Genomic DNA, 21,417 nt, shown 5'->3' with positions numbered 1-21,417 from the left:
TGGGACGTTCAGAAACCATGTCCGACTGAATCAGAGGTGGCCGGGATCGGTGTTGGCGCCGCACAGAACTACGCACAGCTCGCCGCCTAGCGGCGCAGTGATGCGTCCATCCAGCACGGGAACCAACGTGGCTGCGGTGCCCAGTTCTACCAGAATTCGAAATTCACGCCACAGAAACAACCGTGCCAAAATGATCGAATCATCTTCGACTACAACACTGTTCGCTGGATATTTGGCCAGCGTCGCCCAGGCGATCGCGCCAATTCTCGTCGCTCCCAACGAATCGCCCGCGATGCTGTTGACCTCGATATCGACCGGTCGACCGGCATCGAGCGCTGACCGAAGAGTGGCGGCACCTGTCGGCTCTACGGCAACCACCTGGTCACACTCACGTGCAGCCGCAGCGATGCCCGACACCAGGCCGCCACCACCAACTGAGATGCAATAGGTGATCGGTCCTGACACCTCTTCTTCGACTTCGAGGGCAATGCTGCCGGCGCCGCTGACGATGTCGGGCAGGTCGTAGGCATGCAACTCCAAGGCACCACTCGAACGTGCGATGACCGTTGCGGCTGCAGCTGCGGCTGCGTAGCGGTCACCGACCTTTTCGACTGTCGCACCGAGCTCCCCGAGGGCCTTGACCTTTGCTTCCGGCGCCGTCTCCGGCACTACGACGGTGCAGTGGAGACTGCGTCTGCGCGCCGCCCATGCTGCTCCGATCGCAGCATTGCCACCGGAGGCGATGACCACTCCTGCGTCGGGCATCACGCCCGCCTCAATTGCGCTTTCCACGGCATTGAGGCTGCCGCGAACCTTGAACGAGCCGCCGTGCTGCAGGTACTCGAGTTTGAACAGCACCGAAATATCGCCGGAGGGTGTAGATACGGAGGCCCGGAAGACCGGCGTGCGGCGGGCCAACCCCGCGATCCGAACCCTGGCCGCCTCGACATCCGTACGCTCAATCGATACGGGGAGAGCGGTGTTGTCGACGCTGAGAGCCATGGGGAAACTCTACGGTCTTCGTTTACAGTCGAGCGATGGTCATCACTACGAAAACTGTGGACGACGTGCCGCTGACCGTCAGCAAACCGGATCATGGGGTCGCACCGGGGAAAGCGGTGATCGTCCTGCAGGAGGCCTGGGGCGTCAACACCCACATCGAGAGCATTCTGACGCGTCTCGCCGACGCCGGCTATCTCGCAGTTGCTCCGCACCTCTACCACCGCGGATCACACACGTCATTCACTGATTTCCCTTCCGCCAAGGACGCGCTTACGGCACTGAACAGCGAAGGCATCGGCCATGACGTGCGTGCCGCCGTCGCATACTGCAAATCCGAGGGAGCCGACAAGATCGGATCCCTCGGATTCTGCATGGGCGGCACGGTTTCGCTCTGGTGTGCTGCCGAGCCCCTCGTCGACGCGGCCGTCACCTATTACGGCGGGGCAGTCACCGAATCGCGGTGGAATGGAATCCCAGCCGGTTCCGAACTCGCTGCGCAACTGAAGGTCCCGTGGCTCGGACACTACGGGGACCTCGACCCGAGCATTCCGCCTGAATCCGTCGAGCAGTTGCGGTCACACGCTTCGAAACTTGCTCGGGTGTACCGATATCCGGATGCCGGTCATGCCTTCAACAACGACACCTCGTCCGACCACTACTCCGCTGATGCGGCCGCACTTGCTTGGTCACGCACCATGGAGTTCTTTACCGAGACACTCTGATCCCCTTGGCCAGATCAGGGAACACGCTTGACGACGGTACCTGTGATCTCATCCTCGATCTGATCAGCATTCAAAACCTGACTGCGCGCACGACGTGCACGGGTGAAATAGAAGATGGCAATGACAGCCAGCACAAACGGCACACCGAATACCAACGTCATTTCAAAGGCCTCAGCCCACAGAGTTGTCACCATAATCGCAACCATGAGGCCGCCACCGAGAATTGTGCCGACGGGGAAACCCGGAATAGTGAAGGACAGTTTTGTTCCCTCTGCCTTCATCCGCTTGCGGAAGAACCAGTGTGTGACGAAGATCAGCAACCAAGTCGCCATGGCACCGAACATCGACAGTGAGATCATCAATGTGAATGCCTGCTCCGGAAAGAGCACGTAGACAACGGTCGCGACAGCGATACCCGACGTCGACAGCAGCAACGCATTGACCGGTGAACCGTTAGCACGCACCTTGCCCAGAATCTTCGGGGCATCACCGGCGCGGGAGAGGCTGAACATCATGCGGGAGGACACGTACAGCTGACTGTTCATTGCCGACAACGCAGCGATGATCACCACGAAGTTGAGAACACTGTCTGCGCCAGGAATATTGATAACCTGCATCACTGTAACGAACGGGCTTCCGCCACTGAGAATCTTGTCCATCGGCGCGATAGCCACGATCAGGCCGAGGGTCGCGATGTAGAAGACGAAGAGACGCACGATCGTGACACGGAAGGCCTTCTTGACTGCTACAGCCGGATTCTCCGCCTCGCCGGCCGCGATCGCGATCATCTCGATACTGAGGTAGCTGAAGATCGATACGATCACGGCAAACCACATACCTGAGAAGCCATTCGGCATGAATCCGCCACCGCTGGTGTAGTTGTGGAACCCGTAGTCAGGGTTTCCGCTGCCGAACACAACATAGGCGGCCATGATGATGAAAGCCACGATGGCAAAAACCTTGATGGTGGAGAACCAGTACTCCATCGTTCCGAATGCCTTGACGTTAAACATATTCACGCCGATGAGCACTGCGGAGAACAGCACGATCCAGATCCACTGCGGTATGTCCGCAAACCAGAACTGCATGTATTCACCGATAGCGGTGACCTCGGTTCCCACCGCGAGAACAATGCACGACCAATACAGGTACCGGACGAGAAAGCCGACAAGCGGGCTGACGTAATACTCGGCGTAGGCTCCGAACGATCCCGAAGTTGCGTGCGCAACAGTCATTTCCGCCAATGCGCCCATCAAGAGCAGCGCGATCAAACCGCCGATGGCGTAACTGATGATCACGCTCGGGCCGGCAAACCCGATCGCGAACTTACTACCGAGGAAGAGCCCTGTTCCGATTGCGCCACCAAGCGCGATCATGCTCATCTGTCGCGCGCCGAGCTCTTGTTTCAGACCGGATTCGCGTTGCTGAATGTTCTTGAAATCACTCATGAATTGTTCCTTAGGAAAGGCGGTTCCACCGGACCGCAGAGGTTTTTCTGACGATCAGGTGACGGCTTCGCGTTCACGGAACTCTGCGGTGTCCCACGCCTTGTTCTCGAGGATGTCACGAAGAACATCCACTGCATTCCAAACATCGACGTAGCCGACGTACAACGGAGTAATGCCGAAACGGAGGACGCCAGGTTCGCGGTAATCGCCGATGACGCCGCGGCTGATGAGCGCCTTCATGATCGAATACCCCTCAGCGTGAACAAAACTCACGTGTGAGCCTCGGTCCGCGTGATCGCGCGGAGTGATCAGCTTCAGATCGAACTCGCCACAATGTTGTTCGACCAGATCGATGAACAAGTCCGTCAATGCAAGGGACTTCCGACGTACGGCACCCATGTCTGCGGCCAAGGCAATGTCGAGGCCACATTCCACCAGAGACAGTGACGTCATCGGCTGCGTGCCGATGAGGAAACGCCGGATTCCGGAATGTGCCTCATATCCAGGCTCCATCGCGAAAGGCCTGGCATGGCCCCACCATCCGGACAGGGGCTGCTGACCCAAGTGCAGGTTGCGCTCATTCACCCAGATGAATGCCGGCGATCCGGGTCCACCATTGAGGTACTTGTACGTGCATCCGACCGCAAAATCGGCATCGGAGCCGACCAGATCGATCTCGAGGGCGCCCGCAGAATGTGCCAGGTCCCAGATCATCAGGGCGCCGCGCTCTTGCACCTGCGCGGTGACTGTAGACATGTCGTACAGATTTCCGGTGCGATAGTTCGCGTGGGACAGCATCACGACCGCGGTATCGGAGTCGACGACGTTCGACAGTTCCGCTGGGTCATCGATCAGGCGCAGTTCGTATCCGCGGTCGAGGAATCCGATGATGCCTTCGGCAATGTAGAGATCAGTCGGAAAGTTGTCACGCTCTGACACGATCACCCGCCGGGCGGGCTGATTCTGCTCCGCAATGGTCAACGCTGAAGCGAGCGCCTTGAACAGGTTGATCGACGTCGAATCGGTGACCACCACTTGACCCGCGCCGGCACCGATCAACGGAGCCAGCTTGTCCCCGAGCCTGGTCGGCAGGTCGAACCATCCGGCCGTATTCCAGCTCCGAATCAGGCCGATTCCCCACTCGTCGCGAATCACGCGTTCGGCACACGCCGCTGCGCTGCGCGGTTTTGCACCGAGCGAATTTCCGTCGAGATAGATCACTCCTTCGGGAATCTCGAACTGGTCGCGGAATGCGCGCAATGGATCGTCGAGGTCGAACTGCACGCAATCCGCCTGCGCGAGGACTTCTGTCGCTGTCATGGTGGTAGCTCTCCTAGTGGATGGTGTTGTCGAAAGAATCAGGGGAGGGTCCGCAGCACTGCCCGTACCGGACTCGCATCGAGGTTGCGAAATTTCAGTGGCAGAGCAATCAGCTCGTACCGGCCCTCGGTTACGTCGTCGAGGCAGAGTCCTTCGAGAATCGATATTCCTCGATCGTTCGCTGCATGATGCGCGTCCATGGACTTACTTGTCATCGGATCGAACGACGCTCCGTCGATTCCGATCAACTGGCCGCCCCGGTCCGCGAACCAATGGATCAGTTCGGAGGCGACACCGAAAAAATTGCTGTCCCATTGGGTCGGATAGTGCTCGTAGGTTCGAAGGATCAGACGCGGCGCCGATAATCCTCCAATTCGGGCCAGGGCAACCTCGAGGTCGGTAATGCCGGGTGCGCCCTCACAAGCCGTCAGATCGAGCACCAGTGCCTCACCCAGATAGGGCTCGAGCGGGACATCCCCGATCGATGCACCGTCGATACGGGTGTGTGCCGGCGCATCCGCATGCGCGCCGACGTGTGGCGTCGTGCAAAACTTGCTGACGCTGACCACGTCATTGCCGTTCATATCGAAGGTCGAGGTCCGAGAGAACGCGGTATCACCTGGCCATACCGGCGAGGTCTCGGAGATAGCTGGACTGATGTCGATCAGTTCCCTAACCTGGTGCGGGTTGCTCATTGGATGCATCGAGGCCTCTCCGCGCGAGCGCAGGAACTGTGACGAGAATCGCCAATTCGATAATTCGGGGTGCTCGGCAAAAGTTAGGATCATCTTCACCTGCGGTCAATAGACACTGAATATCTTGGATGACAGAGGGAGAAATTGAATGATAAATGCGATCGAGAGCGCCGCAGCGATGGTTCGATCGAATCATGTTCGGCTGGACGAGATCGATACTTCCATCATTCGGGAGTTGGTTCACGACGCCCGAATTCCCAATAATGCATTGGCTGAGAAAGTCGGAATTGCCCCTTCTACCGCACTTGCCCGGATGCGTGCGCTCCGAGAATCAGGCGTCATCAAGGGCTTTCATGCAGATATCGATCTGGAGATGCTCGGCCTCGAGATCTCTGCCATGGTTTCCGTTTTGATTCACTCACATGCCCGAAGCCGAATGACTGAAATAGCCGAGCGGATCAGCAAATTAGACTCGGTTCAGCGTGTATTTCTCATCAGCGGGGATCGCGATCTATTAGTTCACATTTCGTGCGAATCACCCTCCAGGCTCAGGGACTTCGTGAGCACCCACCTCAATGATCCCGCTATCGCGAATACACAGACCAACTTGATCTTCAGTGAACTACAGCACCATCACTAGGCACGAAACATACAAGCACGGATACGAAGACTGCCCGGCGACCAATTTGGCCGCCGGGCATGGATATTCGTATGAGAGAGGCTACTTCGGTAGCGTGACAAGGCCTTCTCGAGCCACCGTTGCCAGCAGCACGCCTTCGCGCGAGTATATCTTTCCGTGCGAGAGCCCCAAACCGTTTCCGGCAAAAGATGATTCCTGAACCAGAGCGATCCACTCGTCGACGCGACCGTCGTTGTGCCACCACATTGCATGGTCGAGGCTCGCGGTAATCACACCGGGGTCTGCCCAGGCTGCACCGTTATTACGAAGGATCGGTTCGAGCAGCGTGTAGTCACACAGGTACGCAAGCGCAGCCCGGTGGACGTTTGCATCATCGGGCAGTCGGTCGTAAGCCTTGAGCCACACCGTCTGCCGACGCGTACGCTCACCGGCGGCGGAAGTGTAGATTGCTTCAGGCGAATGCCGGATGTCGAAGCTACGGTCGTTTGCCCAGTACTGAGCATCCCGGACGCTCGAATCACCGAGCGCGTCTCCGGCAGTCGGTAGATCCTCCGGATTCCCGAGATCTGTCGGCATCGCATCCTGATGCCGCACACCGTCGGATGCGACGTGGAAGGACGCCAACCCCTGAAAGATCGTCTTACCCGACTGGACTCCGCACACCGCTCGCTGCGAGAATCCTCGGCCGTCACGCAACCGGTCGACCTCGTAGACGGTCGGCTCGTGGACATCGCCGGCGCGTAGGAAGTATCCGTGGAACGAATGGACACTGCGATCGTCGGTGACCGTCTTCATGGTCGCCGCAACAGCCTGTGCGACACCCTCACCGCCGTAGGCGCGTTCCGACGGGATCACTTGGTGGCGAGCTGCAGGCGGCAGCTCGCCACGAGGCGTGGTGATCGCGCTGCACGGTGGATGGTGGCGAGACCGACACGACCTGCATCTGATGGATCCGGTCTGTGCACACCTGCATCGCTCAGGTTGGACTGTTGCCAACGTCGAGTACCGACGTACCGGCGATGATTTCGGGGGATGGCCCGTGACGATGAGCGACGTTGCGGACGCAATTGCCGCCGTCCGTGCTGCCGAACTTGGGCCGGACGGGTCACCGACCATCGCCATCGGTCATTCCGCAGGTGGACATCTGGCGTTGATGTCGCTCTCGCGAGGGCTGATCGACTCGGCAGTTGCGTTGGCGCCGATCACTGATCTTGCGCGGTGTGTCCGCGAAGAACTCGCCGCCAACGCAACCGTTCTCTTCATGGGCTCGGAACCCGATACCGATCCGCAGGCCTACCTCGACGCCTCGCCGATCTCGCAGGCTCCCAACAGTCGCCGACGCCTGATCGTGCACGGATGCCAGGACGATCGAGTACCGATCGAACACAGTCGCAACTACATACGCGTCGCGATGAGCGACAACGAGCCGGTTTCTTACCTGGAGATGATCAACACCGATCATTTCGATGTGATCGATCCCGAGCATGCGAGCTGGCCGGCAACCGAGGCGTGGTTCGATATTCAGTATCCACAGCCCTAGTCGAAACCCGGTAGGCCCCAATCATATTGAACGCTACCTACCGGGTCTCGTGGAGATCACTCAGGATCCGGCTCGAATCCATTCTTCGAGATGCGGCGCCTCGGTACCGATGGTCGTGCCGTCGCCGTGGCCGGTGTGAACCTTGGTCTCGGCGGGGAGCGCAAACAATCTGTCCCGGATCGATCCGATGATGGTCGGGAAATCGGAGTACGAGCGTCCGGTTGCTCCGGGACCACCGGAGAACAAGGTGTCACCGCTGAACAGTTCGCCGGCTTCCGGCAGGTAGAGGCACGTAGAACCCGGCGAGTGGCCTGGCGTGTGCAGGGCAAGAATATCCGTGCCCGCCACTGTAATTCGCTGACCGTCTTCCAGACTCAGGTGCTTGACACCGGGATGCGTCATCTCCCAGAGGACGTCGTCAGCCGGGTTCAGATAGATCGGGGCGTCGAGTTTCTCGGACAGTTCCGGTGCAACCGTGACGTGATCATTGTGTCCGTGAGTGCACACGATGCCGACAACCTTGCGGCCGGCGACAGCGTCGATGATGGGCTGCGCGGTGTGCGCGGCGTCGACGATGACCACCTCGTTGTCGTCACCGATCAGCCAGATGTTGTTGTCCACCTCCCACGTTCCGCCGTCGAGGCTGAATGAACCGGAAGTGATGACACGATCTACACGCAAGGTCACAGGACCACCACCGAGCGGAGAACCTCGCCGCGATGCATCGTCTCGAAGGCCTTCTCGACCTCGTCGAGCTTGATGCGTTCACTGACGAACTTCTCGAGGGGCAGACGTCCCTGCTGGTACAGATCGACCAGGAACGGGAAGTCGCGCTCGGGCAAGCAGTCTCCGTACCAGGACGACTTGAGCGATCCGCCACGCGAGAAGAAGTCGATGAGCGGCATCTCGAGCTTCATATCGGGCGTCGGAACACCCACCAGCACTACAGTTCCCGCGAGATCACGCGCATAGAAGGCCTGCTTCCAGGTCTCCGGTCGTCCCACGGCGTCGATCACGACGTCAGCGCCGAAACCGCCGGTCAGTTCCTGAACGGCCTCGACGACGTCGTCAACCTCGGTTGCATTGATTGTGTGGGTGGCACCAAGTTCTAGGGCCCACTCCAGCTTTCGCGGATCGCGGTCGATAGCGATGATCGTTCCGGCGCCGGCCAGGCGTGAACCCATGACGGCGGCGTCGCCGACACCACCACAGCCGATCACGGCCACTGAGTCGCCGCGACTGACGTTGCCGGTGTTCATGGCGGCACCCATACCAGCCATGACACCACAGCCGAGGAGACCGACCACTGCGGGATCCGCGGAGGCGTCCACCTTGGTGCACTGGCCTTCGTGGACGAGGGTCTTGTCGGCAAACGCGCCGATACCGAGAGCGGGCGTCAGTTCGGTGCCGTCTTCGAGCGTCATCTTCTGCTCGGCGTTGAACGTGTCGAAGCAGTACTGCGGGCGTCCGCGCTTACACGCACGGCACTGGCCACACACGGCGCGCCAGTTGAGAACAACGAAGTCCCCGATCTCGACGTGGGTGACACCGGGGCCGACGCTCTCGACGATGCCCGACGCCTCGTGTCCGAGAAGGAACGGGTATTCGTCGTTGATTCCGCCGTCACGGTACGTGAGGTCGGTGTGGCACACGCCGCACGCTGCGATGGCGACAACCACCTCGTTTGCACCGGGATCGGGAATCGTGATGGGAACGATCTCGACGGGGGCACCCTTGGATCGGGCGATGACGCCGCGTACCTGCTGTGGCATGGCTCTTAGCTCCTGGCTCGATGAATAAAACGCACTATGAGGTTAGCCCGAATATCCGAACGGGAACCCTGGCCGAAATAACTGATCGACCTAGCCGAAATACCTAACTACAGGTCACGGCACATATGCGATGGCAGCACCGAGAACACGAATGCCCACTCGATCACCGGCCGTCAGCTCGCTCGTTCCGAATCGGCGAACCGTCACACGCTCGGCGAGGTCACCATCGACATGGATCCCGACCAGCGCCTCCGAGCCCAGATACTCGACATCGACGACGGTCCCCGACACTGCCGTCACGTCCGTTGTCACTTCGATCTGCTCCGGCCGCAACATGATGCGCGCCGGGCCACTGATGCCGGAAGAATTCGGCGATACCGCGATGGAACCGAGCGCGCAGGTGGCGGTCGATCCACTCACTACCGCCGGCAGAACGACGGCGTCGCCGATGAACTCCGCGGTCGGAACGTCGACGGGAACGTCGTAGATTTCCCGCGGTGAACCGAGCTGCGCCAGACTGCCGGCGCTCATCACGGCAACGTGGTCGGCGAAGGACAACGCCTCGGACTGATCGTGCGTGACCAGGATTGTCGTGACGCTCGCTTTCGACAGAACCTCGGCCACGATCCGACGGGTGGTCACACGCAGTCCGGCATCGAGGGCGGAGAACGGCTCGTCGAGCAACATCAGTTCCGGCTCACGAGCAAGTGCCCGCGCCAACGCAACTCGCTGCTGTTGCCCGCCGGACAATTGGTCGGGACGACGCGATGCATACGACTCGTCCAGCGAGACCATCTCGAGCAACTCCGCGATCCGCGACTTTGTCCGGGCCCGCCGGGGCAATCCGAACCCTACGTTGGCCGCGACGTTCGCATGGGGGAACAGTGCACCGTCCTGAGCCACGTAGCCGACTGTTCGCCGGTGTGCGGGAACCCATCCGGTGCCGGCGACGGCGCGCCCGTTCAGCGCAATACTGCCTTGATCCGGCTTCTCGAAACCGGCGATGAGCCGGAGCAGCGTGGTCTTGCCACAACCCGAAGGCCCGACGATGGCGGTCGTGGATCCGGATTCGACGGCAAAACTGATACCGCGCAACACCTTCGTCGTTCCGAACGACTTGTTGATCCCTGCAACTTCGAGCGCGTATGTCATAGACCGGCAACCTTTTTGGACTGAGTGAAAAGCAGGTACGTCATCGGCAGAGACAGCACGATCATCATGAGCGCGTACGGAGCGGCGGCGGCATAGTCGATTTCGCTGCTCAGCGACCAGAACCGCATGGACAGCGTACGAGTTCCCGTGGGTGCGAGCAGCAGAGTGGCAGTCAACTCGTTCACGATGCCGAGGAAGACCAAAGCACATCCCGCCGCGGTCGCGGGAGCCGCGAGGCGTAGGGTGACGCGGAAGAACGCCGAGATCGGTGAAATCCCCAGAGACTGAGCCGCTTCCTCGAGTCCCATCGGCGCCTGCGACAGTCCGACTCTCAGATTCACCAGCGCACGCGGCAGGAACAACAGGCAATAGGCGGCGATGACCACACCCACGGTCTGATAGAGCGGGTGCAGGTATCGGATGGTGACCGTCACCAAAGCCAAGGCGACGACAATGCCGGGCAAGGAACTCGAAATGTACGTTGCGCCTTCGAGGAAGCGGCTGAAGCGCCCTCGGTGACGAATCGAAATCCAGGCAATCGGGAACGCGAGCACACAGGTAACCACGGCACCGGCAAGCCCGAAGCCCAAAGTCTGACCGAGCGCCGACGCCAGTTCGTCGAACTTCCACACGTCACGGCCGCCGAGAACGGTCCACCGCAGAACACTCGCAACCGGAACACCCACGGACAGAATGATCGTCGCGGCAAGAAAGACGAGAGCGAGTGGTTGGTATCGCCAACCCAGATCAGCCGGCGTCATACGCCTGGCCGAGCCGGAACCGATTCGCGCATATCGCGCGCTACCCCGGACGACGGATTCGATCACCAGGAGGGTCAGGCAGAACAGCACCAAAACGCCGGCGAGCATCGTCGCGGCTGCGCCGTTGAACGTCGATTGGTACTGCTCGAAAATCGCGGTGGTGAAGGTGTCGAACCGGATGAACACGAAGGCGCCGTACTCGGAAAGCAAATGCAGCGAAACCAACAGTGCGCCACCGGAGATAGCAAGCCGCAACTGCGGCACGACAACGCGGAAGAACACAGCCCACGGGCCGAGTCCGAGCGCGCGAGCGGATTCCTCCACTGCAGGATCCAACCGTCGCAAGGTCGCCGCGACGGGAATGTAGACCAGCGGGAAGTACGACAGCGTCGCGATCAGCACACCGCCGTGCAGTCCTCCGAGCGATGGAATTGCCGTCACCCAGGAGTAGCTGTTGACAAACGCCGGAATGGCAAGTGGGGCAGCAAGAAGAACAGCCCAGATCTTGGCCCCGAAGACACGGGTTCGCTCCACCAACCACGCGGCGACAACACCGACGATCACACACAGGGGCACGGTCACAACCACCAATTGCACCGTATTGACCAGCAATTCGAGCACCCGCGGCCGGAACAGCAACTCCGAAGCTGTATCCCAGCCCGTATCGATACTCTGCGCGATCACGTAGCCCAGTGGAACGAACGAAACCGCAACCACCAGAAGGGCGGTTACGGCCAGGAGAAATGAGGGTCGGTTCCGCGGTGCGGTCGTGCGAGCCTGCGCTCGCTCCGACCGCACGCGGTCCTTCAATCCGAGATTCAGAGCAGACCAGCTTCGGTCATCAGCTGCGTCACCTGCGGGCTGTTCAGCTTCGCCGGATCGATCTTCGGCGCCTGCAGATCTGCCAGGGGAACCAGCTTCGCGTTGGCCGGAACATCGCTACCGACGGTGTACTCGAACGACGTACCGTTCTGCAGAACTTCCTGGCCGGACTTGCCGGTGACGAACTTCAGGAACTGCTGCGCTGCATCCTGCTTCGAGCTGGACTTCAGAACGCCGCCGCCGGAGACGCTGACGAACGCGCCCGGATCTTCGTTCTTGAAGTAGTGAAGCGTGACGTTCTTGCTGTTCTCACCGGTCTTGGCCTGATCGCCGAACCAGTAGTAGTGGTAGATCACGCCGCCGGGGATCTCGCCCGCGTTGACAGCCTTCATGACCGTGCCGTTGCCCTTGTACGTGCGGACGTTGTCCTTCATGCCTGCGAGCCATGCCTTGGTCGCGTCCTCACCCTTGAGTTCGAGGAGGGCACTGACGATCGCCTGGAAGTCCGCTCCCGAAGGCGAAGCCGCCCAGCGGTCCTTCCATTCCGGGTTCTGCAAGTCCAGGAGCGACTTGGGCAGCTGATCTTCGGTCAGCATGTCCTTGTTGTAGGCGAAGACTGTGGAGCGCGCAGCGATGCCGGTCCACTTGCCACTCGACGGGCGGTACTCGCTGGGAACCTGGGCGATGGTGTCAGCCTTCACGTCGGTGAAGAGACCGGCGTTCTCGACGAGGGTCATTGCGGGCGAGTTCTCGGTGAGGAAAACATCAGCCGGCGACTTGTCACCTTCGGCAACCAACTGATTGCCGAGCTCGGTGTCACTGCCCTGACGCATCTCGACCTTGATGCCGGTCTCCTTGGTGAAGGCGTCGGCCCACTCCTTGGTTAGCGACTCATGCTGGGCGTTGTAGACCGTGATCGACTCGGGAGCACCCGCTGCACTGGTTTCCGTCGTCTTGTCCGAATCCGAATCCGAACTCGAGCACGCGGCAACTGCCAAGACTGCAGCCGTAGCCAACGCAATCCCTGAAATCCGTCCGAATCGCTTGCGCATATCCATCCGTCCTGTAGTGGCCGGGACCACTCCCGACTCGCTTCGTCGGTGATGTTACCCCCAGGGTTGGCATACCTAAGCCACAGTGTGGCCGAAACGCGATACCGACCGGACTGCGCTTTACCTGGTCATCTGTCTAATTTGCGGACTTGATGCCCGCTTCCCTACCCACGGCTGCGGCGGCACCGCGGTTCTCGACGCCCAACTTCTTCAGCACTCCGGCAACGTGAAACTTGACCGTGCTCTCACTGACTCCGAGACGTTCGGAGATCGCCTTGTTGCGGCGCCCCGCGACCAGATGCTCGAGCACTTCGAATTCGCGCGGCGCCAACTCCGCGAGTGTGTGGTCCACCGGAAGCGCCAGGTGTACGTCGAGCGGAAGGGAAGCACTGATTCGACTACCCCAACCAGGCGTCGATTCCGACTCGATCCGGCCGCCCAAAGTTTCTACCCGAGAACGTAATTGACGCTCGATGTCGGCGACATCCGCTTCGCCTCCGCCGTCGTCGCGAATATCGAGCAGCAGCGCAGAACCGTCCACACTCCACGCCACACGAATCCGGGACAGCGTGTGCTGGTCGGCCAAGGCAAGCACCGCGCCCCGCACCACTGCCCGCGCACCGTGCGCGACTTCACCGGGAAGGCCGCGGCCGTCGACGGGCGGTTCCACCATTTCCAATTCGATCTCGCGGTGTTTGAGCAACGAGCGCAACTCCCCTCGCATCCGCGCAAACGCCGTGGTGATGGCTTCTTCTGCCAGTTCACGGTGAACGTCGACGGCTGACCGCAACCCGATCAACGCCGACGATGTTGTCTCACGGGCGGACGTTCGCGCCCGAGTGTCGTCGAGATCATCCGAGCGCAACGTGGCAAGAATGGTTTCCAGCGTCGCAACATGGATTTCCGTCATCTCGGCAACCGTGCGTGCGCGTTCCGACGACGCCGCTCTCGACTCCGCCAGATACGCCGGACTGGCGTTACGAACCTGCAATTGAATGCCTGTCGCCACTACGCCGAACAGTGCCGCCACGACCGCGAGCGATGCGTTCCGAGCGGCCGCAGCACGCGGCGTCAGCACGAGCAACGTATCGGTCCGATCGCGAATCGCGAACACCTCCCGCTCACGACCGGCAACCGTCATCACACCCCGAAAAGTCTGTCCTACAGCAAGACTGCTGCGAAGGTGATCGAGTTCAGCGATGGTAACCCGATCTACGACGGCTGGATCTCCGGCCACTTTGCGCGGCCTACCGGTACATTCGCGGGTGAATATCACGAGCGACGAGTGTGGTGCCGTATCAGCGATCAGCGCCGAAAACCGGCTCCCGATCTCGGGTAGCGGCCCGACCAGGACGTCGCGTAGAGCCGAGATCAGTTGAGGGGCGTTGTCGACGGTGCTCACCGGTCAACGATAGCGACGCACACTATTTCTGCAGCGTCGTCCTCATCAGCATCACGTTGTAGTCCGACCAGGTAGTGGCAAGAAAGTACAGATCCTGCCCCTGTGACCACGGATGCATGTACGCACCGTACAGACCCGGGACGGCGCCCGATCCGATCACGACGTCGGACGCACTCCACGGACCGGTCAACTGATCCGCTGTTCGCAACACCAGCGAGCCTGATGCATCGGAGTACATCGCGACGAATTTGCCCAGATAGTTGTTGTACTGCACCGACAGCTCACTCACATCACCATCGAGAACGGGCACAGCAACATCGGGATTGTTTGGTACCCAACCCTTTCCGTCCCAGTACTCGTAGGCTGCCGCATCGACGATCGCTTCTTCCTTCACCCGCGAGAGCCTCGCTTCGGAGAAACGACCCGGTGGCGTCCCGAAGTTGTAGACGTACCCACCGTCTTTGACGAAGGACCCCATCTGAAAATTGGCATTGCCGGTCAACGGCAGATTAGGGCGCGCCGACGACGGTTCGACCTGCCACGTCTCACCGTTGTCGTGCGACGACGCGATCTGCGAGAAGTTGGTGATCCATTCTCCTGATCCTCCCCACGCCCGCACCGACATGTAGTTGACGTACTGCACTCCGTTCACCGAAATACCCGTCGTAGGGATGCTGCTGGTCTCGACGCCGGTGACCTTGAGGCTTCCGATGATTTCGCGAGAACGATTCGGCCGGTCCGTAGGCGAGGTGTCGATATTCATGCCGTCGCTCAGATTGCCGTCGCCGCTGCGGAACAGGACGTTGCTGCGCCAGTCCCCCACAACTCCGTCACAGAGGAGATCCGACCCGATGCCGACGGTGTCGCCGAACACGGTCAGTACCTGACCAGCTCCGTTGTCCCACATGATCCCGAGATCCGTGCCCAGGACATTGAACCGTTCGACGGTCCGGTTTGGGCTCAGTGCGCCGGTGATGTACTCGACCGCCGAAGTCCGACCCTGCAATTCGGGAAGATTCCCGTTGGTTCCGTTGAGCCAAGGAATCGGGTTGGTCGGCCCGCCCGACTTCTCGAGACTTCCTGTGACATTGCAGTCCCACGGCGACGCTTGCGCGTGGGTCGCGCCGAGTAACGCGGTGGACGCGACTACACAGGCAACCGCTGTCGCCGACAACTTCGCCATCGATATCAATCCATCCTCCGAACTGTCGGCCGACATATCTACGAGTTTCGTTGCATGGCAACATAAATAGATGAACGGACCCGCAACGGATCACGTTCATCTAAAGTGTATTTTTCTCGGAGTTCCCTACTTCGGAACACTTCAAACAAGGACTACCTCGTGCGCACCAGATACTCCCTCGGCTTTCAGACCTCCAGCACAGTTACACGCACCATGATCGTCGCGGCGTTTGCTGCGACCGCCTTGACTGCATGCTCCGGAGAAAGCGCAGACACCAAGCTCACATCTACGACGGCGGCACCGGCGACAACAACCAGCGCGCTGCTCACCACGACAACAGCTGCCCCGGTCGCAACGACTGCCGCCGTCTCGCCTGTTGCACCGCCTCCCTCCGCACCCCCGGTCGTGACACCTGCCGCAGCGCCCGCGACGATGCCTGACGTCATGTGCATGAATCTCCAAGATGCGCAGGACACCATCCAGGCTGCCGGCGTCTTCTTCTCCCGGAGTGCAGACGCGACGGGCGCCGGCCGACGCCAGGTGGTCGATTCGAACTGGATCGTCGTCGATCAAACTCCGTCAGCTGGTAGCCCGTTCGGGGAGATCGAAGCAGTGTTGTCCGCAGTCAAGATCGGTGAACCGAACCCTTGCTGATCCAGCTTGTCGTCCGATAGAAAGCAGAATGGCTCCGCCCATGGACAAGTACGACTGCAAGAAGGCGCACAAGGAGCTTTACACGCCGACCACCAAGGCCTTCGTTTTCGTCGACGTCCCCGAGTTGACCTACATCGCAGTCGACGGACACGGAAACCCGAACACATCGCCCGAGTACGCCGACGCTGTGGAGGCCTTGTACGCCGTCGCCTACACGCTCAAATTCACCAGCAAGAAGACACAAGGCCGAGATTTTGTGGTCGCACCACTCGAAGGTCTGTGGCGCGCCTCCGACATGGACGCCTTCGTCGGCGGCGACAAGGACGATTGGGCCTGGACGATGATGATTGCGCAGCCGGACTGGATCACCGGAGCAGACATCGAGCAAGCCCACGCTACGGCCGCCGGCAAGAAAAATCTCCCGGCTCTCGACCTGTTGCGCCCGGTCACATTCACCGAAGGCCGCAGCGTACAAATCCTGCATATCGGCGCCTACGACGACGAAGCCCCTACTCTCGCCCGGCTACACGACGAATTCATGCCCGAACACGGACTCACCTTCAACGGCGATCACCATGAGATCTACTTGAGTGACGCTCGCAAGACAGTTCCGTCCAAGCTCCGAACAATCCTCCGCCAACCCGTTTGCTCCGCCTAGTCGACCACGCCACGATTTACAGTTTCAGATTGTCCGTCACTGGCACACCAATTGACCGAAAACGGTCACACTGATGACTATCTCTTTGTACTGTGACACGGCTGGACATACGTCCAACATTTGCCGTGGCGTCAACCGCACTTGCGCTCCGGTCAACGACAGGAGCCTTGACAGTGTCGCCATCCGCTTCCGACGCCTCTACGCGTCGAACGCACCTCATTCGCACCATCCTCGCTGTTCTCGTTATTGCGCCTCTCTCGATGGCTGCGTTCTACATGTGGGCGCTGTGGAACCCCGGCGACACCGTGAACCAATTGCCGGTCGCTATCGTCAACGCCGACGCCGGCACCGATCTCGACGGAACTCGCCTCGAAGCCGGAACCGAGGTGGTCTCAGCACTGGTCGACAGTGGTGACGTCGCCTGGAAGGTTGTGACGGCCCAGGAGGCGAAGGACGGCGTCGACGACGGCACCTTCTACTTCTCGGTGGTAATCCCCGAGAACTTCAGTGCCGATGTCGCAAGCGCCGCTACAGGTTCAGGCCGCAAAGCTCAGCTCCAGGTGGTCTACAACGACTACAACAGCTTGGTAGCAACACCCGTCGGGGAAAGCGTCATCGCACAGGTTCGTTCGGCCGTCTCCGAGTCGATCGGCGAGCAGTCCATCGACCAGGTCCTCGTCGGCCTCGGCGATCTGGGCGCCGGATTCGGAGAAGCTGCAGTCGGCGCGAAACAGCTTTCCGACGGCACCGGCCAGGCATTGGCCGGCACCAAGCAACTCCACGACGGCAGCAAGGAACTGGCGACAGGCCTCGGTGAGGCGAACCAGGGTGGGAAGGAACTCGCAGCGGGCACCGGCGAACTTGCTGCCGGGGCAGACGAGGCATCCGCCGGGTCGAAGGAACTGAATACCGGCATGGCGCAGTTGGTCGCCGGAACAGATGAGCTCGGCGCCGGCGCCGGCCAGATCAGCGAAGTGGTCGACATGGTGACCACCCCGATCCTCGACCTCGTCGGCTCGTCCGGACAGGTAGTCGGCCAGATCGATTCATTGATCACTTCACTGCGCTTTGCGGGCGATCCCGTATCCGTCGGACTCGTCGATGCACTGTCCGGTTTGCGTGCCACGCTGACAGCGCAGCCGGCAGAAGACGACATCGTCAGCCAACTCGGCCAACTGCGTGACGGTGCCAGAGAAATCACGAGCCAACTCACCGATCCGAAGAGCGACTACCGCGGCGGATTGAATGCAGCAGCAGCCGGTGTCGGCGAATTGAGCAGTGGGCTCGGCGAGCTTTCCTCCGGCGCGCATCAACTCGATTCCGGCGCGAACGAACTATCTTCCGGCCTCGGCCAGCTGGCAGCCGGCAGCATCGAACTCCGCGATGGGCTGGGCGAGTTGTCCACCGGCGTCGGCGAGTTGGACGCCGGCAGCAACGAACTGGCTCAGGGACTCACCGATGGTGCTGCCCAGGTTCCGCAGTTCACCGAAGAGGAACGTTCCACCACCGCAAACCTGCTCTCGGCACCCGTCTCAGTCGATGCTCGAAACAGCTATCCTGCCGCCGGATTCGGACCGGGCGCAGTACCCGCGGTCATGTCTGTGATCCTGTTCCTGTTCGGAATCCTGACCTGGTTCGTGGTTCGCCCACGCCGAGGTCGCTCGGAACAAGTACACAGCTCCGTGGTCCGAGAAGGTCTGCGTCGGTACCGCGTTCCGGCACTCGTCACTCTGGTGGCGGCCCTGGTTCTGTCAGTAGTTTCGCTGACCATCGCGAATGTGGACCCGCCGAGCGTCGTCGCAATGATCGCCGTCATGATTCTCGTCGGCGGCGCAGCAGTGGCATTGGGACGACTGTTCACTGTCGTATTCGGCCCGATCAATGGCACGTTCATCGCCCTGGGCGCCTTGATGATTCAGATCTTCGCCTTCGGCGCCGTGTACCCGATCGAACAGATGCCGGCGCCGCTGCAGTGGTTGCACGCCCTGATGCCACTGACCTGGGCGCGCAACGCAATGCGCATGGTTCTGGTCGGCTACTACGGACCGAAATTCTGGCTGGCAGTAGCCGGTCTGTTCCTTCTGGTGGTCGGAGCTGTTGCCTTCACCATCTGGTGGCGTCGCCGTCAGGAACCAACTCCCGACGACAACGCTCCCATCACCGAGGAGATCGTGTATCTCCAGCCCACACACAGCTGAGTCAGGTCAGCAGGTTCCGCTCACTCCTCCATCGAGCGGAATCACCGCGCCGGTGAGATAAGCACCGGCGCGGGAGGACAGGAAGAACGCCAGCCCGGCAGCATCTTCCGGAGAACCCACACGCCCAAGCGGAACCGATGCGGCGACGGCATTGTCGCTCTCCTCGTCTTCGAGAAGGAACGCCATCATCGTCGACGGAAAAGGTCCCGGAGCAATCGCATTGACCGTGATCTTTTCCGCTGCAAGCGTTGCCGCCAACTTCCGAGTCAACATGTGCACGGCAGCTTTGCTCGCACCATAAGAGAAGTTCTCGGAGCCGGTTATCTGCCGGCGAAATCGGGGCCGAAAGCAGTCGAGGAAATTCTTCGGATCGAACTGGCACCGGGTTACCGCTGTCCACATCTTCGGTCAGGTGTCCGTGATGATGCCGACCTTCACCGGCGGCGGATCCCTCTCTCTGCTCGCACGCTTCGATCCCGCTGCCATGCTCGAGATGGTTCGCCGAGATCAACTGACCATCATGGCCGGTGTCCCCACAATGTGAAATGCAATGCTGCATGCGGCCGCCGATGTAGACAGCTCGGATTTCGAGCAGCTTCGGATCGCAATCTCCGGCGGCGCCTCACTACCCGGAGAAGTTGCACGCGCCTTCGAGACTCGCTTCGGCTGCACCATCCTCGAAGGTTACGGATTGACCGAGACCAGCGCGTTCGGAACCTTCAACAACATCGATCGAGGCGCAAAGATCGGATACACCGGCCGAGCCGTACCCCGAACAGTAGCCGAGGTTCGGGACCACGACGGAAACATCTGCACTGCAGGCATAGTCGGTGAAGTCTTCATCAAAGGTCCGACCGTGATGAAAGGCTACTGGAAGCGTCCCGAAGATACGTCCGCTGCGCTGTCGGACGACGGCTGGTTCCGCACCGGAGACCTCGGCGAGACCGATGGTGATGGCGATCTCCGCATCGTCGACCGACTCAAGGATCTGATCATCCGCGGCGGATACAACGTGTATCCGGGAGAGGTGGAGGAAGTCCTCTACAGCCATCCCGACATCATCGAGGCCGTAGTGATCGGCATCCCCGACGATTACTACGGCGAAGAAGTTGCGGCGGTAGTCGCAGTACGGCCAGGATCGTCCGTCACTACGGACGACGTGACGGGCTGGGCGCGGGAGCATCTGTCCGCCTACAAGATTCCTCGCGTCGTCCAGTTTGTCGACTCGTTGCCCACAGGATCTACCGGCAAAATTCTCAAACGCTCGATCGATCGCACAGAACTGATCGCACAGAAACAGAACTGACAACAGAGGGGTGCGTCTGCAGCATTGCCTGCCGCGGCACCCCTCCGTCAGAACCGTCAGAGTGCGTCGAAGTACTCGATCTGCGGGGCGCCGGCCAGGAAGGGCGCCATCGCCTTTCCGGCTGCCTGAAAGTGCTCGGACGTGCCGTGCGCCTTGATGGCTGCACTGTCCTGGTACAGCTCCATGAACTTGTACGAATTGGCATCAGATTTGGAACGGATCAGTTGGTAGAGAACCGTTCCCGGCTCCTCCGTGCGAACCTTCTCGGCCAGTTCGGCGACGACAGCTTCGAACTGCTCTCCGCTGCCCTCTTTGACCGTGATGTCTGCGATAACAGCAATCATGTATTCCTCCGATAATTTCAACTCAACTGGTTCGATGACTGTACTCATAGTTGGCCCGCAGACGTCGCCCCTGATCAACTCTCGAAGTATCGACGCGGATTGCCCACCAGCATTGTCGTGATCTGGTCTTCCGTCACTCCACGTTCGAGCAGGGCCGGGATGACCTGATCGCTGGTGTGCGTGAAGTTCCAGTTCGGCACTGCCGCCGCTTTCGCCTCACTGGAGAACCAGTCGATGAAACACGCGGCGTCATGTGCGAGAACCATCTTCTCGGCATATCCACGACGCACCATTTCGACTACGGTATTCACCCGGTTCTCGAAGGGCAGCAACACATCCAGACCGAATCGGTCCATGCCCAACAGCGAACCCCCGTCCGCGAGCGCACACAGGTAATCGAGGTCTGCCGAATCGCCCGAATGGCCGATGACGACTTTCGCGAGGTCTACACCCTCGTCGGCCAGCACTTTCTGTACGACCAGGCCGGATTCGGTGTGCGGGTTGGTATGGACCGTGATCGGCACGCCGGTTTCGACCTGCGCCGCTCCGACTGCGCGCACCACGCGCTCGACGCCCGGAGTAAGGCCAGGTTCCTCGATTGCGCATTTGAGGAACGACGCACGGATGCCGGTTCCGGCAATGCCCTCTCGAATATCCTTGCCGAAGCCACCGAACGAACCTACCGAAAAGCCATGTCGCAGGCCGTCGGCCAGGGCGCCGACTACATTCTCGATGTATTCGGTCGC

The 21,417-nt window shown here is 60.5% G+C and carries 20 protein-coding genes and 3 pseudogenes; 7 read left to right on the top strand and 16 right to left on the bottom strand.

What is annotated here, in order from left to right; genetic code table 11:
* Positions 1-30 precede the first annotated feature (30 nt).
* A complete protein-coding gene (locus QM600_RS01690) occupies positions 31-1,002 on the bottom strand; it encodes a serine/threonine dehydratase (protein WP_283259746.1) in 972 nt (323 codons plus the stop codon).
* A 35-nt stretch (positions 1,003-1,037) separates the two neighbouring features.
* Between QM600_RS01690 and QM600_RS01685 the strand changes: the two genes are divergently transcribed.
* The gene (locus QM600_RS01685; RefSeq protein WP_283259745.1) at positions 1,038-1,724 is read left to right on the top strand and encodes a dienelactone hydrolase family protein; all 687 of its coding nucleotides are present in this window, start codon (positions 1,038-1,040) and stop codon (positions 1,722-1,724) included.
* Between the two features lie 14 nt (positions 1,725-1,738).
* Here QM600_RS01685 and QM600_RS01680 read toward each other — a convergent pair whose 3' ends face one another.
* From QM600_RS01680 to QM600_RS01670, 3 genes are read right to left on the bottom strand one after another with little or no spacing between them, the layout of a single operon-like run.
* A complete protein-coding gene (locus tag QM600_RS01680) occupies positions 1,739-3,172 on the bottom strand; it encodes an amino acid permease (protein ID WP_283259744.1) in 1,434 nt (477 codons plus the stop codon).
* Between the two features lie 54 nt (positions 3,173-3,226).
* Complete coding sequence (gene kynU, locus QM600_RS01675) at positions 3,227-4,492, bottom strand: kynureninase (protein ID WP_283259743.1); 1,266 nt, start codon at positions 4,490-4,492, stop codon at positions 3,227-3,229.
* A gap of 38 nt (positions 4,493-4,530) precedes the next feature.
* The gene (locus QM600_RS01670; protein WP_283259742.1) at positions 4,531-5,196 is read right to left on the bottom strand and encodes a cyclase family protein; all 666 of its coding nucleotides are present in this window, start codon (positions 5,194-5,196) and stop codon (positions 4,531-4,533) included.
* Between the two features lie 139 nt (positions 5,197-5,335).
* On the opposite strand from QM600_RS01670, the gene QM600_RS01665 reads away from it, so the two are divergent.
* Positions 5,336-5,827 (top strand): Lrp/AsnC family transcriptional regulator, encoded by a 492-nt coding sequence (locus QM600_RS01665; RefSeq protein ID WP_094270348.1) that lies wholly within the window; start codon positions 5,336-5,338, stop codon positions 5,825-5,827.
* A gap of 81 nt (positions 5,828-5,908) precedes the next feature.
* Here the strand turns inward: QM600_RS01665 and QM600_RS01660 are convergent, their stop codons facing one another.
* Entirely contained in the window at positions 5,909-6,682 is a 774-nt protein-coding gene (locus QM600_RS01660) for an acyl-CoA thioesterase (RefSeq protein ID WP_283259741.1), read from the bottom strand.
* Between QM600_RS01660 and QM600_RS01655 the strand changes: the two genes are divergently transcribed.
* Complete coding sequence (locus tag QM600_RS01655; RefSeq protein WP_349307237.1) at positions 6,678-7,367, top strand: alpha/beta hydrolase family protein; 690 nt, start codon at positions 6,678-6,680, stop codon at positions 7,365-7,367. The genes QM600_RS01660 and QM600_RS01655 overlap by 5 nt on opposite strands.
* Before the next feature lie 60 nt (positions 7,368-7,427).
* Here QM600_RS01655 and QM600_RS01650 read toward each other — a convergent pair whose 3' ends face one another.
* The 8 genes from QM600_RS01650 to QM600_RS01615 all read right to left on the bottom strand — a co-directional run bounded on the left by QM600_RS01650 (position 7,428) and on the right by QM600_RS01615 (position 15,957).
* Entirely contained in the window at positions 7,428-8,054 is a 627-nt protein-coding gene (locus QM600_RS01650; RefSeq protein ID WP_283259739.1) for an MBL fold metallo-hydrolase, read from the bottom strand.
* Positions 8,051-9,139, bottom strand: coding sequence for an S-(hydroxymethyl)mycothiol dehydrogenase (locus QM600_RS01645; RefSeq protein WP_283259738.1), 1,089 nt, complete (start codon positions 9,137-9,139; stop codon positions 8,051-8,053). The genes QM600_RS01650 and QM600_RS01645 overlap by 4 nt, the downstream gene beginning before the upstream one ends.
* A gap of 114 nt (positions 9,140-9,253) precedes the next feature.
* Positions 9,254-10,291: an ABC transporter ATP-binding protein gene (locus tag QM600_RS01640; protein ID WP_283259737.1), complete on the bottom strand. Its 1,038-nt coding sequence runs from the start codon at positions 10,289-10,291 to the stop codon at positions 9,254-9,256.
* Positions 10,288-11,850, bottom strand: a complete 1,563-nt coding sequence (locus QM600_RS01635; RefSeq protein ID WP_283259736.1) for an ABC transporter permease — start codon at positions 11,848-11,850, stop codon at positions 10,288-10,290. Before QM600_RS01635 ends, QM600_RS01640 begins: the two co-directional genes overlap by 4 nt.
* Positions 11,851-11,870: 20 nt before the next feature.
* Complete coding sequence (locus QM600_RS01630) at positions 11,871-12,926, bottom strand: iron ABC transporter substrate-binding protein (protein ID WP_283259735.1); 1,056 nt, start codon at positions 12,924-12,926, stop codon at positions 11,871-11,873.
* A gap of 136 nt (positions 12,927-13,062) precedes the next feature.
* Positions 13,063-14,328, bottom strand: a complete 1,266-nt coding sequence (locus tag QM600_RS01625) for a helix-turn-helix transcriptional regulator (RefSeq protein WP_283259734.1) — start codon at positions 14,326-14,328, stop codon at positions 13,063-13,065.
* A gap of 22 nt (positions 14,329-14,350) precedes the next feature.
* Positions 14,351-15,511, bottom strand: a complete 1,161-nt coding sequence (locus QM600_RS01620) for a glycoside hydrolase family 183 protein (protein WP_502942843.1) — start codon at positions 15,509-15,511, stop codon at positions 14,351-14,353.
* Between the two features lie 185 nt (positions 15,512-15,696).
* The gene (locus tag QM600_RS01615) at positions 15,697-15,957 is read right to left on the bottom strand and encodes a hypothetical protein (protein WP_283259733.1); all 261 of its coding nucleotides are present in this window, start codon (positions 15,955-15,957) and stop codon (positions 15,697-15,699) included.
* 4 nt (positions 15,958-15,961) lie between these two features.
* Here QM600_RS01615 and QM600_RS01610 point away from each other — a divergent pair, with 4 nt between their 5' ends.
* The 3 genes from QM600_RS01610 (at position 15,962) to QM600_RS01600 (ending at position 19,021) form a co-directional block, all read left to right on the top strand.
* Positions 15,962-16,165, top strand: a complete 204-nt coding sequence (locus QM600_RS01610) for a calcium-binding protein (protein WP_283259732.1) — start codon at positions 15,962-15,964, stop codon at positions 16,163-16,165.
* Positions 16,166-16,205: 40 nt separating this feature from the next.
* A complete protein-coding gene (locus tag QM600_RS01605) occupies positions 16,206-16,823 on the top strand; it encodes a GyrI-like domain-containing protein (RefSeq protein ID WP_283259904.1) in 618 nt (205 codons plus the stop codon).
* 173 nt (positions 16,824-16,996) lie between these two features.
* Complete coding sequence (locus QM600_RS01600) at positions 16,997-19,021, top strand: YhgE/Pip domain-containing protein (RefSeq protein ID WP_283259731.1); 2,025 nt, start codon at positions 16,997-16,999, stop codon at positions 19,019-19,021.
* 6 nt (positions 19,022-19,027) lie between these two features.
* On the opposite strand, the pseudogene QM600_RS01595 reads toward QM600_RS01600, so the two are convergent.
* Positions 19,028-19,345 (bottom strand): annotated as a pseudogene (locus QM600_RS01595) (SDR family oxidoreductase); the annotation flags it as partial.
* Here QM600_RS01595 and QM600_RS01590 point away from each other — a divergent pair.
* A pseudogene (locus QM600_RS01590) lies at positions 19,342-20,327 on the top strand (AMP-binding protein); the annotation flags it as partial. The pseudogenes QM600_RS01595 and QM600_RS01590 overlap by 4 nt on opposite strands.
* 56 nt (positions 20,328-20,383) lie before the next feature.
* On the opposite strand, the gene QM600_RS01585 reads toward QM600_RS01590, so the two are convergent.
* Complete coding sequence (locus tag QM600_RS01585; RefSeq protein ID WP_283259730.1) at positions 20,384-20,671, bottom strand: putative quinol monooxygenase; 288 nt, start codon at positions 20,669-20,671, stop codon at positions 20,384-20,386.
* A 74-nt stretch (positions 20,672-20,745) separates the two neighbouring features.
* Positions 20,746-21,336, bottom strand: a pseudogene (locus QM600_RS01580) (phosphotriesterase family protein); the annotation flags it as partial.
* Positions 21,337-21,417: the final 81 nt, after the last annotated feature.

The sequence above is a fragment of the Rhodococcus sp. IEGM 1379 genome (genome assembly GCF_030056815.1).
In the GTDB taxonomy this organism is placed as follows: Bacteria; Actinomycetota; Actinomycetes; order Mycobacteriales; family Mycobacteriaceae; genus Rhodococcus_F.
This window is presented reverse-complemented; position numbering and strand designations above follow the sequence as displayed.